Here is a 14,781-nt window from a genome sequence, read left to right as displayed (position 1 = left end):
AGCGCTGCTTGCACCTTCACGCACGCCCCGTGGCCGGCACGCCAGCGCCCGATGCTGCCCGACCAGGAAGACACCCATCCATGAACGCACCGGACATCGGGACGCGGAATGCGCACCGGAAGCCCGCAATGGCAACGCAAGCCGGTTTTCTGCGGCGCAACGCGCGCGCCATCATCCTCTGGCCGGCCTCCGCACTTTTGCTCGCCTGCCTGCTGTGGGGAGCAGTCCTCACGCTGCTGGAACACGACCGGAAAGAAGTCCACGAGCAAACGGTCCGCCAGGCGGAGTCGCTGGCGCGGGCGTACGCCGTCCAGCTGGAGCGCACCGTCAGTTACATCGACCAGATCACCCTGCGGCTCAAGCATGACTGGGAAGACCCGTATTCCATCGTCAACCTGGAGCGGCAACAGGAGCGCGGACTGTATCCGGAGAGCTCCATGCTCTATGCCAGCATCGTCGACAAGGAAGGCGAACTCGTCACCAGCACGCTGAAGACCCAGCAGCGCATGTCCTTCGAACGCGAGGCGACCTTCCAGGAGCACAAGGCGGGCGAGCCCGGGTTGCTGATCAGCGGGCCGGAGCCGTCCCCGCGGCTGCAAAGACAGGTGATCCGCTTTACGCGCCGGCTGGAGGACGTCGACGGCGCATTCTTCGGCGTGGCGATGGTCGCCGTCGAACCGACCTTCCTGGGCGCGTTCTACGAGGAAGGCATGCTCAATGCCGACGATTTCGTCTCCGTCCGCTACACCCACGGTCCGCTGATCGCGACCAAGTCGCGCCGCCACAGCGGATCGACGCCAGGTTTTTACAAGAACAACCCGATCTTCACGTCGCCGCAGGGCTCGGCCATCGAGCCCGCGGACAAGTTCCAGGACGGGCAGTCACGCATCGTGGCGTGGTCCAGGCTCAATCGTTACCCGATCGTCGCGCAGGTTGCCCTTTCCGAAAAGCATGCTTACGCCGCCTACCATGAAACCGCGCGCCGCTATTTCACGGTGGCGACGGCGGGCAGCGTGCTTCTGTTTCTGTTCGCCAGCATCGGTACGGTGCTCTCCGCACGCCTGGCATGGCGCCGCCAGAAGGAACACGAGGTCAGGGAGACCTATCGGCTTGCCGTCGACGCGGCCAAGGAAGGTTTCTACATGCTGCGCCCGGTGCGCGACGGCAGCGGCGACATCGTCGACTTCCAGCTGGCCGACTGCAACGAGCGCGGGGCGGCGCTGGTGGGCATGAACAAGGCAGAGCTGCTGGGCAGGACTGTGACCGACCTGCATGCGGAAGATTACGCAAGTGCGGCGCTCGAGCGCCTGCGGCTGGCAATGGATGAGGGCTATTACGAGGACGAGGTACGCGTCTCCCCGCGCAGCATGCTCAAGGTCGCCTGGGTGCACCGCAAGCTGGTGCGTTCCGGCGCCGGGCTGGCGATGACCATCCGCGACATCTCGGACCTCAAGGCGCATGAGCAGGAGCTGACCAACATGGCCAACGCCGATGCGCTGACCGCCCTGCCCAACCGGCATTGGCTGACCAACTACCTGCCGGTCGCCATCGAACAGGCGCGCGCCAACCAGTTCAGCCTTGCCGTCATGTTCATCGACCTGGACGATTTCAAGAACATCAACGATACCCTCGGCCATGCCGCGGGAGACGAGTTGCTCAAGGCCGCCGCGGAGCGGCTGCGTTCCATCGTGCGCGGCAGCGACCGCGTGATCCGCCTGGGCGGCGACGAATTCACCATCGTGCTCGAACGCGTCAGGCGCGTGGATGACGTCTCGCGCGTGGCACGCACCATCATCGGCGCACTCGCCGAGCCATTCTCGGTCGCGCATTCGAGCGGCCACCGGGTGCATGCCTCCATCGGCATCAGCATGTACCCGCAGGACGGCGAGGATGGCGAGACGCTGCTCAAGCACGCGGATGTCGCCATGTACGCCGCCAAGGCCGCCGGCAAGGGTCGCTATCAGTTCTACCAGTCGCATCTGTCGGACCGGCTGGTCCTGCGCATCAGCCGCGAGCAGGCGCTGCGCCAGGCCATCGAGCGCGACGAATTCGTGCTCCATTACCAGCCGCGCGTGGATGCGGTGAGCGGCAAGCTGTGCAGCATGGAGGCGCTGGTGCGCTGGCAGCACCCGGAGCGCGGGCTGGTGCCGCCCATCGAGTTCATCGAGGTGGCCGAGGACACCGGGCTGATCCTGACGCTTGGCCGCATGGTGATCGAAAAGGCATGCGACCAGATCGCACGCTGGAAGGCAGAGGGCTTGCCGGTCGTGCCAGTGTCGATCAACGTCTCGGCGCTGCAGTTCAACGAAGGGCAGGTGAGCGCCTTGCTGGCCGCCTCGATGCGGCGGCACGGGGTGGAGCCGGCGCTGGTGGGCGTGGAGCTGACCGAGTCCTGCATGGCGGGCCAGGATGAAACCGTGAACGGTGAGCTGGACGGCCTGCGGCGGTTGGGCGTGAAGCTGCTGGTCGACGACTTCGGCACCGGCTACTCTTCCCTGTCCCAGCTGCAGCGCCTGAACGTCGACGTGCTCAAGGTCGACCGCGCGTTCACCGTCACCCTCGATGACGGCAACGAGGGCAAGGCCCTGTTCAAGGCGATCGTGTCGATGGCCGACGCCCTCGACATCAGTATCGTCGCCGAAGGCGTGGAAACCGCGGAGCAGCTGCACGTCCTGCAGTCGCTCGACTGCGACGAGGTGCAAGGCCATTTCGTGTCCCGGCCCGTCCCGCCTTCGGAAATGGCCACGCTCATGCTCAAGCGCTTCCTGTTCCCGGAGGCAATCGCGCCGCGCCGCGGGCCTCTCCCGGTTTGATCGGCGGCACACTTCCTTTCCATGCTTTCATGCCAAAATGCAGGATTATTTCGCCTGCCCCAACGGAGGGAGGACGTCAAATGCGAAAAGAACAGAACACGGAAACCGATTCCCTGATCTCCACCGGCGTGCCCGGTCTGGACGAGATACTGTGCGGCGGGCTGACCCGCGACCGCCTCTACCTGGTCGAAGGCCAGCCCGGTTCCGGCAAGACCACCTTCGGCCTGCAATTCCTGGTCGAGGGCGCGAAACAGGGCGAGCGCGTGCTCTATATCTCGCTGGCCGAGAACGCAGTCGAACTGCGCGCCGTGGCGGCATCGCACGGATTGTCCATGGATGGTATCCAGATCCACGAGGTTATTCCCAGCGAAAGCCTGCTCGACCCGAAGGAGCAGTACACGATGTTCCACGCGTCGGAAGTGGAGCTCGGTTCGACCACGCAGGAAATCCTGGCCGCGGTGGAAGCGGTGCGGCCGTCGCGGGTCGTGCTCGATTCCCTGTCCGAGCTGCAGCTGCTCGCCGACAATCCGCTGCGCTACCGGCGGCAGGTGCTCGCCTACAAGCAGTATTTCGCCAGCCGCGCCTGCACCGTGCTGCTGCTGGACGACCGCACCGCGTCCAACGCCGACCTGCAGGTGCACAGCATCGCGCATGCCGTGATCTCGCTGGTGCAGGAGGCAAAGGAATATGGCGCGGACCGGCGCCGCATCCGCGTCAGCAAGTACCGTGGCGTGGAATTCCGCGCCGGCCTGCATGACTATTCGATCGTCCGCGGCGGCCTCGTGGCCTACCCGCGCCTCGTCGCCTCCACTTCGCGGGTGACCGCCCGTCGCGAACAATTCGCCACCGGCCTGGAGGAGCTCGACAAGCTGATGGGCGGCGGCGTCGAGGAAGGCACCAGCACCCTGATCTCCGGCCCGCCGGGTACCGGCAAGTCGTCGCTGGCGGCACAGTTCGTGTCCGCCGCAGTCGCCAGGGGCGAGCGCGCGGCGATGTTCATCTTCGAGGAAGCGGCCAATAACCTGATCAATCGTGCCGAGGGCCTCGGCATGCGCCTGGCCGCGGCGCTGGAGTCGGAACAGCTGACCATCCAGCAGATCGACCCGGCCGAGCTGCCGCCCGGCGAGTTCGCGCATAGCGTTTGCGCGGCCGCCGACAGGGGCGCCAAGGTGATCGTCATCGACAGCCTGAACGGCTACCTCAGCGCGATGCCGGACGAACGTTTCCTGACCACCCACCTGCATGAACTGCTGACCTGGCTGGGCCAGCGCGGCGTCGTCACCGTCCTCGTCGGCGTGCACCAAGGGCTCATCGGCGGCAACAGCGTGGCCAGTGTCGACGCAAGCTATCTCGCGGACAATGTTGTGCTGCTGCGCCATTACGAAGCGGATGGCGAGGTGCGCCAAGCCGTGTCCGTGTTCAAGAAGCGCGGCGGACCGCATGAACGCACGTTGCGGGAGTTTTCCATGTCGAGCCGGGGCATCCACGTCGGCCCCGTGCTGCGCCAGTTCCACGGCATCCTGACCGGGGTGCCGACTTTCCGCGACGGTGCACAAGACGGCACCGGAAACGGCAATGCCGGCTGAACGGCAGGCGCTCGAATCGCGCGTCTTGGTCTACGCCCCGACGGGGCGCGACGCAGCGCTGGCTCAACGCGTGCTGGCCGCCGGCAACATCGAGTGCCACATCTGCCAGACCATGCAGGAAGTGCTCGCCGAACTCGAGCGCGGCGCGGGGGCGCTGCTGGCGCAGGAGGAAACCCTCGTGCCCGCCGCGCTCAAGCAGCTCGGTGACTGGGTGGCCCGGCAGCCGCACTGGTCCGACATCCCGGTCCTCGTCGTCACCCACCAGGGCGCCGACTCCCCCAGCCTGCAGACGGTGATGGCAACGCTGCGCAACCTCACGCTGCTGGAACGCCCGGTGCGCACGCGCGCGCTGATCAGCACGGTGCAGTCGGCGCTCAATGCGCGCGAGCGCCAGTACCAGGCACGCGAGGCGGAACGGCGCAAGGATGAATTCCTCGCCACCCTGGCGCACGAACTGCGCAACCCGCTCGCACCGATCCGGACCGCAATGAGCCTGCTCTCGCTCATGTACCCGGCGGCATCCGGCGTGAGCAAGGTGCGCGACGTAGTGGAACGGCAGATCGGTCACCTGACCAGGCTGGTCGACGACCTGCTGGACGTGGCCCGTATCACGAGCGGCAAGATCGTGCTGCAGCGCGAGCCGGTTGCGCTTTCATCCGTCATCTCGCATGCGCTGGAGATTTGCGCGCCGCTGCTGGAAGGAACGCAGCACGCGCTCGACGTTTCGCAGCCTGGGGAAGACGTCATGCTGGACGCCGACCCGGTGCGGCTGGTGCAAAGCCTTGCCAATGTGCTGGGCAATGCGATCAAGTTCACCCCAGCGCCCGGCGTCATTTCGCTCAGGGCGGAGACGAGCGGCGACACGGCCGTCTTTCGCGTGAAGGACAACGGCATCGGACTGGAGCCGGAAGCGATCGACGGCATTTTCGAGATGTTCGCGCAATGCGATCCGTCGCAGAACCGTGCGCGCGGCACGGGCGGGCTGGGCATCGGTCTGAGCCTTGCGCGGCGCTTCATCGAAATGCACGGCGGCACGATCACCGCTGTCAGCAACGGGCCGGGCACCGGCACCGAATTCACGATGACGCTGCCCATCGTCGCCCATGGCGCGCATCAGCGCGCATCCGCCGTGACCGTGCAACCGCCTATCGCCGGCAACCGCCGCGTGTTGGTGGTAGACGATAACCAAGACGGCGCCGACATGCTGACGCAGTTGCTCGAAGCCGACGGTTTCACTGCCGAAGCGGTATACAAGGGTGAGGATGCGCTCGCCTCCATACAGGCAGCCAGGCCGGACATCATCATCATGGACATCGGCATGCCGGGGATGGACGGCTATGAAGCCGTCCGCCGTATCCGCGCGCTGCCCGGCGGCAAGGACATCCTCGTCATTGCCGTAACCGGCTGGGGGCAGGAAAGCGCCAAGCTCCAGGCGCGCGATGCGGGCTTCGACCACCATCTGGTCAAGCCGGTCCGCTTCGAGAAGATCCGCGATTTCCTCGCGCGCCGGGGCGGCTGAGGCCAACGCCGCTATCCTCACTGCATTTGTTGTCGCGCAGAACGCGCCGGGGCAATCGCGCCTATCCTGCATGCATCATGCCCGGCTATCCATTCGACCCCGATTACCTTGTCATCGTCGCGCACCTGCTTGGCGCCGTTCTTGCCGGCGGCGTCATCGGCCTCGAGCGCAGCTATCACGGCCGACCCGCCGGCTTCCGTACGCACACGCTGGTCTGCCTGGCATCCAGCCTGCTGATGATCGTGATGCTGTTCCAGCGCAAGTGGCTCGGCACGACCGCGGGCATCATCCAGACCGATCCCACGCGCATGGCCCAGGGCATCATGACCGGCATCGGCTTCCTCGGCGCCGGCGTGATCTTCAAGGAAGGATTGAGCGTGCGCGGGCTCACCACTGCGGCATCGATCTGGATGACTTCGGCCATCGGCATCCTGTTCGGCATCGGCTTCTACTTCCCGGCGATCCTCGCCACCGTGCTCACGCTCGGTGTGCTGTCGGTATTCCGCCGGATCGAGGCGCGCATGCCCTCGCATTCGTATGCCCACTATGCCATCCGTTTCGGGCGCTATGACGCGATGACCGAGGAACAGGTGCGCGACGTCCTCGCCCGCCACGGTTTCACCGTCGCCAACATGAGCTATCGCATCACCGACGACGGCGCCTGCTTCGAATACCGGATGGTCCTGCAGACCGCCGACGAGCGCAACGCCGCCATCCTTGCCGATTACCTGCGCAACCTGGCACAGGTGCGCAGCTTCCAGATATCGCCGACGGGGGACTAGAACGCATTGCGATCAATGCAGTCAGACGGGCATATGCTACTTGTGGAGAACATCATGCCCAGCACACTCGTCAGGATCTACGACACCCTCGCCTCCGCTGAACATGCGCGCCAGCAGTTGCTTGCCTCCGGCTTCACGCCGGACAGCGTCCACCTCGACAGCCGGCTGGATGAAGCCGGGCCCGTCGAGGGCAACGGCGTGCTCGACGCCAAGGACATGGGAAACGGACCGCCTGACGGCCCGATCAACGAGCTGCTCGGTGTCGAAGAACGGACCGACGCCTACAACAATTCCGAGCCGGTCTGGCGCGGTACGTTCATGCTGACGGTGGATACGGATGACGATGTGCAGAATGCGCGCGCGACCGACATCATGGACAAGACGGGCGCGCGCAACGTGGACGATTTCAGTTCGTGGCGTCGCCACGAGGGATAGGGAGGCGGACGTTGGGCCGGCATTTGGCACGGCGGTCGCCCATCAGGCGGCGCAGCTCGTCGATGCTGATGCCGGTCGCTTCGTGCATCCACAGCAGCATGGAGCCGCCGATCTGGAGACGGCCGGCGCGAATGTTGCCGATCACGTGGCGCGCGATCTTGAGCCGGCGCGACAGGGCAACGTCGCTCTGCAGGCCGAGGCGGGCGTTGACGGTGTTGAGAAGTTGATTCGGATTGTAAGAAATAGTGCGTGCTGCCTGTGTCATTGCTTTCCTTGTTCAAAAACAAACTTGGGAGTGCATTGACTCTTCGATAAGGGGGGAAGTTCCCCCCTTATGCTCGCATTCCACGCAGCAAGGCTTGCCCGCACTTATCGTGGCGCGCCTTGGCGCCGCTTGTTCGCCGCCATGATGCCGGCGCCGACGACCGCCACGCCGACCAGCGTGCGCAGGGAGGGCCGCGGCAGCAGGCGCATCGCCGTGGTCACCAGTGCGGGCGGCGACTGGCGTTGCGGATCGGAAAACAGCGAATACGACGTCCCGCTGGTGAGGGGTGCGGTTTCGGCGAACAGCGCGGTCATTGCCTTGATGAAGGGCTTCATGTCCTGCGGGCCGCGGCTCGTTACCCAGTTGCCGTCCTGCACGACAGCCTGGTCCAGCCACACGGCGCCCGCATTCACCATGTCGTCGCGCACGCCCGGCCAGGACGTCATGGTCCGCCCTTGCGTCAATCCGGCGGAAGCGAGGATCCAAGGGCCGTGGCACAGGCTGGCGATCGGTTTGCGGGCGGCATCGAACGCCCGCACGAAATCGCGTGCCGCCGCCGACTGGCGCAATAGGTCAGGACTCATGAATCCGCCGGGAATCAGAAGTGCGTCGTAGTCGCCCGGATCGGCCTCGTCCAGCGTGCGGCTGACCTTCACGCGGCTCGCCGGTTCATGCAGGTTGACGCCGCGGATGCTGCCGGGACGCAGGGAAATGATGTCGACCTCCGCTCCCTTGGCTTCGAGCGCCTTCACCGGCATCGTGAGTTCGATTTTTTCAAAGCCGTCCGCCGCCAGTACGGCGATACGGCGGCCATTCAGTGTGGTTCGTTCAAACATGGTCGCTCCTTCGTTATGCTCTGGTCGGGAATCAGGAGGATCAGAGCGCGGAAGGGACGGATTAGTTCGGATTTCCGATGATCAATCCAGGCCCAGCTTGTTGCGCATGGCCTTGCCCAGCGTCTGCCGCGTGCGGGCAAAGTCTTCCCATGGATCGCCGCGCTCCTCGAGCCAGGCCGGCGAAGTCGCCACCGTCCACTCCGCCGCGCTGCCGATGCCGTCGAGCTCTTCCCAGTAAATGGGCACGGACACGGCCAGGCCGGGCCGCGCGCGCACCGACCACGGGGCAACCGTGCTGGCCTGCCGCTTGTTGCGCAGGTAGTCGACGAAGATCTTCCCGACCCGGTTCTTCTCGCCCATCCGCGCGCTGAAGTGTTTGGGCAAGGTCGCGGCGAGATGGCGGGCGACGGCCTGCGAGAAGGCGGACATCTCGTCCCAGGAATGACGGCGTACGAGCGGCACGACCACGTGCAGGCCCTTGCCGCCGCTGGTCTTGAGGAAGCTCTCCAGCCCCAGTTCCTCCAGCACCACGCGCACCAGGTGCGTGCCCTCGACCACCTTCTTCCACGGCAGCGCCGGATCGGGATCGAGGTCGAACACCATGCAGTCGGGGCGGTCTATCCTGTCCGCCGTCGCATTGCAGGTGTGCAGCTCGATGGCGCCCATCTGCGCCGCCCCGACCAATGCCTCGATGCTGTCGATGACCATCAATGGCTCGTGGCTAGGATCGAGTGCGGGATCGAGCATGCGCATGCCCGGGATGGAGGTGCGGGTGAGATGTTTCTGAAAGAAGTGTTCGCCGGTCACGCCGTCCGGGCAGCGCAGCAGGTAGACGGGCCGGTTGTGCAGCCAGGGCAGCAGGCGGTCCGCCACGCGCTCGTAGAACCGCACGAGGTCGAGCTTGGTCTGGGCGCTGGCGGGATCGATGATGCGATCCGGGTGAGTGATCTTCACCCCCTGCACTCCATGCAGCTTTGCGCTCGCGGCGGCCCTGCGCGCGGGGATGGGAACCACCTGCTTCCTCGCCTTGCCGTTGACCGCGGTGCTTGCCGCTTCCTCGCGCCGGATCTCCGATGCCGGCTTGTCCATGCGCAGCCCGTGGAACACCGCCTGCCGCAGCATGCCTTCGCCGGTCCACTCGGCGAAGGAAATCTCCGCCACCAGCTGGGGTTTCACCCAGTGCGTGCCGGCCTTGCGCACGTCGGAGGGCATGTGCTCGAAGGGATTGGATTTCTGTTCCAGCGCATGCAGTTTCTTGTACGTGTCATGCAGCACATCGCGGTCGAAGCCGGTGCCGACCCGCCCGGCGTAGCGCAGCTTGCCCTGGTCATACACGCCCAGCAGCAGCGCCCCGAAAAACTGGCGGCTGCCCTGCGGTTCGGTATAGCCGGCGATCACGAACTCTTGCCGGCGCCGGCATTTCAGCTTGATCCAGGAATCGCTGCGCCGGCTTTCATAGGGGGCGTCGGCACGCTTGCCGATGATGCCTTCCATCGACATCCGGCAGGCGCCGTCGAGCAGTTGCTGCGGCGATTGCGCAAGCGGCGCGCTGTAGCGCAGGATGCCGGGCGAGGTGGCTGCCAGCACTTGCTCCAGCAGCGCGCGCCTGTCGCGCAATGGCGTCTTGCGCAAGTCATGGCCGTTCAGCCACGGCAGGTCGAACAGGAAGTACACCAGGTCCTTGCTGCGATGGTCGTGGATCGCCTTCTGCAGCAGCTGGAAGTTCGGCACATCCTGCTTGTCGAGGAAGACGATCTCGCCGTCCAGCCAGGCGTTGTCCAGCCCGAGGGCGCGGATCGCCTTGGCCTGCGCCGGCAGTTTCGCGGTCCAGTCCTTGCCGTCGCGCGTCAGCAGCCGCACCGCGCCGCCGTCGACGCGCGCCAGCAGGCGGTAGCCGTCGAACTTGATTTCGTACGTCCAGTCGCCTTCGCGCGGGATGTCTTCCACCAGCGTCGCCAGCTGCGGCTTGAGCGCCTCGGGCGGCGGCGACTTCTTGCGCAGGGAAAGCGCAGCGTCGTCGGTCTTGCGTTTTTTGCCGCGACCCGAAAGCACGCTGTGGGGTTCGGCCTCGGTGACGTCGTATTCCGCGGCGTTGCGCGCGGCCTCATCCTTTTCCTTGATCAGCAGCCATTGCTCCTTGCTTCCGCCGGGCAGGCGCGTGCGCACCAGCGTCCATCCGCCGTGCAGCTTCTCGCCGTCGAGGCGGAACTTCATCTTGCCGGCCTTGTAGGCGGCCACCGGATCGCCCAGCGGTTCCCAAGTGCCGATGTCCCACACGTCGACATGGCCGGCGCCGTACTGCTTCTCGGGGATATCGCCTTCGAAGTCGATGTAGTCCAGCGGATGGTCTTCGACATGCACCGCCAGCCGCTTGTCGGCCGGATCGAGGCTCGGCCCCTTGGGCACGGCCCAGCTCTTGAGGGTGCCGTCGAACTCCAGGCGGAAGTCGTAGTGCAGCTTGCGCGCGTGGTGCTTCTGCACCACGAAGCGCAGGCGCTCGGCGGGCGCCCCTACTTCGCCGCGCGGCTCGGGTGTGACCCGGAAGTTGCGCTTGGCGTGATAGTCCGACAGCTTGCCCGGCATGGCTTAATGCACCGCTTTCGAGCCGCGCGTGTTGGCGCGCTTGCGGGCGGGCGGCGGCGCCTTTTCCTTCTTCGGCGCGGCGGCCTTGCGCGGTGCCGGCGGCGTCCTGCCCTGCAGGCTCTTGCGCAGCAGCTCGGTGAGGTCGACCACGTTGCTGGTCTCTTCCGGTTCGTCGATCTTCACGTCGGTGATCTCGGTCGCCATGCCGGCGTCGACCTTCTGCCTGACCATCTTCATGATGTCGTCGCGGAAGGTGTCCTTGAACTGCTCGGGCTGCCATTTCTCGGTCATGCTTTCGATCAGCTGCGTCGCCATCTGTAATTCCTTCGGCTTGAGCGCGACGCCCTTCAAGCCTTCTTCCGGCAGGTCGAGCTCGTCGGGGCTGCGCACCTCGGTCGCCCAGCGCAGCGTATTGAGCACGATGGCCTTCGGCGTGGCGATCAATGCCGCGAGATGCTGCTTGTTGTGCAGCACCACCAGCGCCACGCCGATCTTGCGCGTCTTCAGCAGCGCTTCACGCAGCAGCGCGTACACCTTTTCGCCGCCCTTCGCGGGCGCGAGGTAGTAGGGCGTTTCGAAGAACAGGAAATTCACATCCTCCGCCTCGGTGAAGCCGACGATGTCGATGGTGTGCGTGGACTTCACGTTGGCCGCCTTGATTTCCTCGTCCGAGAGCACCACGTACTGGTCCTCGTACTTGACCGCCTTGACGATGTCATCCTTGCCGACTTCCTCGCCGGACTCCTTCACCACCCGCTTGTAGCCGACCGGCTTGAGCGATGTGCGATGCAGCCAGTCGAAGTCGATCTCGTCCTGTTTCGAGGCGGGATAGAGCCCGACAGGTGCGTGCAGCAGCCCGAAGCTGATTGCGCCTTTCCACATGGTTCGTGCCATGACGCCCGTCCTTCGCTTGATCAGTTGGCAATATTAATGGTTCGACATGCATCGCCTGCGCAAGTTCGAAACAGGGTATATCAGGTTTTAGCGAAGCAATATTCATGATTTATTCGCTTTTTATAATGGGGCGCAGCCCCTACCATGTTGGATGTCGCGCGAGGCTCCAAACTTGCGCACATATTTCAACTCTCGGAGGAAACATGAAGAAATTCTTGGTCACCCTGATGGTCGCTGTCAGCGCGCTGTCGGTTGTCGTGTCCGAAGCACAGGCGAAGCGCATGGGCGGTGGCGGCTCATTCGGCAAGCAGTCGCAGAGCGTCAGCCGCCAGCAGGCTGCGCCGATGCAGAACCAGCAAGCCGCACCCGCGGCAGCCAAGCCGGCTGCACCCGCGGCAGCGCCCGCCCCGGCAGCCAAGCCCAGCATGTGGAAAGGCCTGCTCGGCGGCGCTCTGCTCGGCCTCGGCCTCGGCGCGCTGCTCTCGCACCTCGGCATCGGCGGCGCACTGGCAGGCATGATCAGCACCATCCTGATGGTCGGCCTGCTGGCAGCTGCGGCTTACTTCATCTACCGCATGCTGACCCGCAAGCAGAACGGCGCGCAGGCAAAGAGCGCGTTCCAGCCGGCAGCCGCGGGTTCGGGCTCAGGCTTTGCGACGCCTGACATCGGCTCGCGCATCGAGCCGGCCGCGCTGCAGTCGCCGTCCGCCGCCGCCGCTGGTTCTGCGGCAGTGAACGACGCGCCTTGGGGCGTTCCGGCCGACTTCGACACCACCGGCTTCCTGCGCCATGCGAAGACCTACTTCATCCGCCTGCAAGCGGCATGGGACAAGGCCGACGTGAACGATCTGCGCGAATTCACTTCGCCGGAAATGTTCGCGGAAATGAAGCAGCAACTGCTGGAGCGCGGCGCTTCGCCGAACCACACCGACGTGGTGTCGCTCGACGCACAGATGCTGGGCATCGAAACCGTCGGCGACGAGCACCTGGCAAGCGTGCGCTTCACCGGCATGATCCGCGAAGCGGAAAATGCACCGGCGGAGCCGTTCACCGAAGTGTGGAACCTGTCCAAGCCGGCCTCCGGCAATGGCGGATGGGTGCTGGCGGGTATTCAGCAGGAAAGCTGATCCGACACCTGCACGTGGTGTGAAGAAGGGGCTGGGCGACCAGCCCCTTTTTTTATGCGCGATGGATGGCTCACTTCGCCGCCGGCGCGCCTTCCGGTGCCTTTGCCGCTGCCTCCTGCTTGCCGCTGGTAAAGGTGGACGCGGAGCGCTTCTGATGCGGCGCCGGCTTGCCCGGCAGCGGCGGCAGGTCGAGCGCCTTTTCCAGGCGCACACCGGCGATCTCGGCAACGCGCTTGCCGTAGTCCTCGTCGCAATGCCACAGGTGCCAGATCATGCGCAGCTGGATCGGTTCGGGGCACTGTTTCAGGTCGCCGCCGATGTTGTTGACGAGTTCATCGCGTTCCCAGTCTTCGAAGGTCCGGTAGCGTTCTCCCGCCTGCTTGTAGTCGTCGGCGGTGCGCGTGGTCTCGTAGCGGCCGAGGTGGCCTTCCACCCACTGGTGGTATTCCTTTGCCGGCTTGGGCGCTTCCTTCATGCCGCCCATCATGCTCGGTTCGTAGTTGATGTGCTTGTTCTCGCCGCCGTCGTCGACGTAGTAGGCCATCTGGCCGTCGCGCTGGTTAGTCTTCGCGCGGGCCTTCTCCTGAGGAGCGTTGACCGGCAGTTGCAGGTAGTTCGGGCCGACACGGTAGCGCTGCGTGTCCGAGTAGGACAGCGTGCGTCCCTGCAGCATCTTGTCGTCGGAAAAATCGACGCCGTCGACCAGTACCCCGGTGCCGAAGGCGGACTGTTCCGATTCTGCGAATACGTTGTCGGGATTGCGGTCGAGCACCATGCGGCCGACCGGCAGCAGCGGGAACTTGTCTTCCGGCCAGCGCTTGGTGTCGTCGAGCGGATCGAAGTCCAGCTCGGGATGCTCGCCGTCGCTCATCAGTTGCACGCAGAATTCCCATTCCGGGAAGTCGCCGCGCCCGATGGCGTCGTACAGGTCCTTCGTGGCGTGGCCGACATCGTGCGCCTGGATTTCGGCTGCCTGCGCCGCCGTCAGGTTGCGCACGCCCTGCTTCGGCTGCCAGTGGAATTTCACGAGATGGGCGACGCCCTGGTCATTGACCAGCTTGTAGGTATTGACGCCCGAACCTTCCATTTCCCGGTAGTTGGCCGGGATGCCCCAGGGGCTCTTCACCCAGGTCACCATGTGCAGCGCTTCCGGCGTCTGCGAAACGAAGTCGTAGAAGCGCCACGGTTCCTGGCGGTTGGTGACGGGATCGGGCTTGAACGCGTGGATCATGTCGGGGAACTTGATCGCGTCGCGGATGAAGAAGACTTTCAGGTTGTTGCCGACCAAGTCCCAATTGCCGTCCACCGTCTTCAGCTTGACGGCGAAGCCGCGCGGATCGCGCGCGGTCTCGGGCGAATCCTTGCCGCCGATCACGGTAGAGAAGCGCACGAATACCGGCGTACGCACGCCGGTCTGCGTCAGCACCTTGGCGCGGGTGTATTTCTCGGCCGGCTCGTTGCCGATCTTGCCGTAGGCTTCGAACCATCCATGCGCCCCGGTGCCGCGTGCGTGCACCACGCGTTCGGGGATGCGTTCGCGGTCGAAGTGCGTGATCTTTTCGATGAACTGGTAGTTCTCCAGCGTCGCCGGGCCGCGCTCGCCGACCGAACGCAGCGATTGGTTGTCGCTCACCGGATGCCCCTGGCGCGTCGTCAGGACGGGACGTTCGTCCTGCTTGCCCTGCTTGGTCTGCTTGTCCTTCATGACATTCCTTCCGTACCGGATGATGGGGGAAAAGCGTTGACCCGCGCGGCCAGCGATTGTTTCGGCTTTTGCATTTGAAGCTTTCAATCCTCTCGATAGCCGTCGCGCCGGAATTTTTTACTGCCGGAAAGCCTCCCTGCTCCGCGCCAGCATGCGTTCGAATTCGTCCGCCGGCGCCGGCGCCGCGTAGAGAAAACCCTGCCCGTAGTCGCAACCCGCATCGCGCAGCAGGTTCC

Annotated in this window: 11 protein-coding genes; 6 read left to right on the top strand and 5 right to left on the bottom strand. The window is 65.1% G+C overall.

Annotation, left to right across the window (positions count from 1 at the left end; genetic code table 11):
- Positions 1 to 128: 128 nt before the first annotated feature.
- From VFF99_RS00825 to VFF99_RS00805, 5 genes are all read left to right on the top strand, one after another.
- Entirely contained in the window at positions 129 to 2,813 is a 2,685-nt protein-coding gene (locus VFF99_RS00825; RefSeq protein WP_325014088.1) for a bifunctional diguanylate cyclase/phosphodiesterase, read from the top strand.
- An 80-nt stretch (positions 2,814 to 2,893) separates the two neighbouring features.
- A complete protein-coding gene (locus tag VFF99_RS00820; protein ID WP_325014086.1) occupies positions 2,894 to 4,399 on the top strand; it encodes an ATPase domain-containing protein in 1,506 nt (501 codons plus the stop codon).
- Complete coding sequence (locus tag VFF99_RS00815; protein ID WP_325014085.1) at positions 4,389 to 5,918, top strand: response regulator; 1,530 nt, start codon at positions 4,389 to 4,391, stop codon at positions 5,916 to 5,918. The genes VFF99_RS00820 and VFF99_RS00815 overlap by 11 nt, the downstream gene beginning before the upstream one ends.
- A 77-nt stretch (positions 5,919 to 5,995) precedes the next feature.
- On the top strand, positions 5,996 to 6,700 hold the full coding sequence (locus tag VFF99_RS00810; RefSeq protein ID WP_325014083.1) for an MgtC/SapB family protein: 705 nt from the start codon (positions 5,996 to 5,998) through the stop codon (positions 6,698 to 6,700).
- A gap of 54 nt (positions 6,701 to 6,754) precedes the next feature.
- The gene (locus VFF99_RS00805; RefSeq protein WP_325014081.1) at positions 6,755 to 7,135 is read left to right on the top strand and encodes a hypothetical protein; all 381 of its coding nucleotides are present in this window, start codon (positions 6,755 to 6,757) and stop codon (positions 7,133 to 7,135) included.
- Here the strand turns inward: VFF99_RS00805 and VFF99_RS00800 are convergent.
- From VFF99_RS00800 to VFF99_RS00785, 4 genes are all read right to left on the bottom strand, one after another.
- A complete protein-coding gene (locus tag VFF99_RS00800) occupies positions 7,107 to 7,400 on the bottom strand; it encodes a hypothetical protein (RefSeq protein ID WP_325014079.1) in 294 nt (97 codons plus the stop codon). The genes VFF99_RS00805 and VFF99_RS00800 overlap by 29 nt on opposite strands.
- Before the next feature lie 104 nt (positions 7,401 to 7,504).
- Complete coding sequence (locus tag VFF99_RS00795) at positions 7,505 to 8,236, bottom strand: type 1 glutamine amidotransferase domain-containing protein (protein ID WP_325014077.1); 732 nt, start codon at positions 8,234 to 8,236, stop codon at positions 7,505 to 7,507.
- Between the two features lie 81 nt (positions 8,237 to 8,317).
- Entirely contained in the window at positions 8,318 to 10,819 is a 2,502-nt protein-coding gene (gene ligD / locus VFF99_RS00790; RefSeq protein WP_325014075.1) for a DNA ligase D, read from the bottom strand.
- Positions 10,820 to 10,822: 3 nt separating this feature from the next.
- Positions 10,823 to 11,713 (bottom strand): Ku protein, encoded by an 891-nt coding sequence (locus VFF99_RS00785; RefSeq protein ID WP_325014074.1) that lies wholly within the window; start codon positions 11,711 to 11,713, stop codon positions 10,823 to 10,825.
- Positions 11,714 to 11,916: 203 nt separating this feature from the next.
- Here VFF99_RS00785 and VFF99_RS00780 point away from each other — a divergent pair, with 203 nt between their 5' ends.
- Positions 11,917 to 12,840, top strand: coding sequence for a Tim44-like domain-containing protein (locus VFF99_RS00780; RefSeq protein WP_325014072.1), 924 nt, complete (start codon positions 11,917 to 11,919; stop codon positions 12,838 to 12,840).
- A 70-nt stretch (positions 12,841 to 12,910) separates the two neighbouring features.
- Here the strand turns inward: VFF99_RS00780 and VFF99_RS00775 are convergent, their stop codons facing one another.
- A complete protein-coding gene (locus tag VFF99_RS00775) occupies positions 12,911 to 14,545 on the bottom strand; it encodes a catalase (RefSeq protein WP_325014070.1) in 1,635 nt (544 codons plus the stop codon).
- Between the last annotated feature and the right edge of the window lie 236 nt (positions 14,546 to 14,781).

The sequence above is a fragment of the Noviherbaspirillum sp. genome, assembly GCF_035654295.1.
GTDB lineage: Bacteria > Pseudomonadota > Gammaproteobacteria > Burkholderiales > Burkholderiaceae_D > Noviherbaspirillum.
This window is presented reverse-complemented; position numbering and strand designations above follow the sequence as displayed.

Coding starts and splice junctions, on each gene's coding strand:
- VFF99_RS00825 (WP_325014088.1), top strand. CDS start 129: ATGGCAACGCAAGCCGGTTTTCTGCGGCGCAACGCGCGCGCCATCATC.
- VFF99_RS00820 (WP_325014086.1), top strand. CDS start 2,894: ATGCGAAAAGAACAGAACACGGAAACCGATTCCCTGATCTCCACCGGC.
- VFF99_RS00815 (WP_325014085.1), top strand. CDS start 4,389: ATGCCGGCTGAACGGCAGGCGCTCGAATCGCGCGTCTTGGTCTACGCC.
- VFF99_RS00810 (WP_325014083.1), top strand. CDS start 5,996: ATGCCCGGCTATCCATTCGACCCCGATTACCTTGTCATCGTCGCGCAC.
- VFF99_RS00805 (WP_325014081.1), top strand. CDS start 6,755: ATGCCCAGCACACTCGTCAGGATCTACGACACCCTCGCCTCCGCTGAA.
- VFF99_RS00800 (WP_325014079.1), bottom strand. CDS start 7,400: ATGACACAGGCAGCACGCACTATTTCTTACAATCCGAATCAACTTCTC.
- VFF99_RS00795 (WP_325014077.1), bottom strand. CDS start 8,236: ATGTTTGAACGAACCACACTGAATGGCCGCCGTATCGCCGTACTGGCG.
- ligD (WP_325014075.1), bottom strand. CDS start 10,819: ATGCCGGGCAAGCTGTCGGACTATCACGCCAAGCGCAACTTCCGGGTC.
- VFF99_RS00785 (WP_325014074.1), bottom strand. CDS start 11,713: ATGGCACGAACCATGTGGAAAGGCGCAATCAGCTTCGGGCTGCTGCAC.
- VFF99_RS00780 (WP_325014072.1), top strand. CDS start 11,917: ATGAAGAAATTCTTGGTCACCCTGATGGTCGCTGTCAGCGCGCTGTCG.
- VFF99_RS00775 (WP_325014070.1), bottom strand. CDS start 14,545: ATGAAGGACAAGCAGACCAAGCAGGGCAAGCAGGACGAACGTCCCGTC.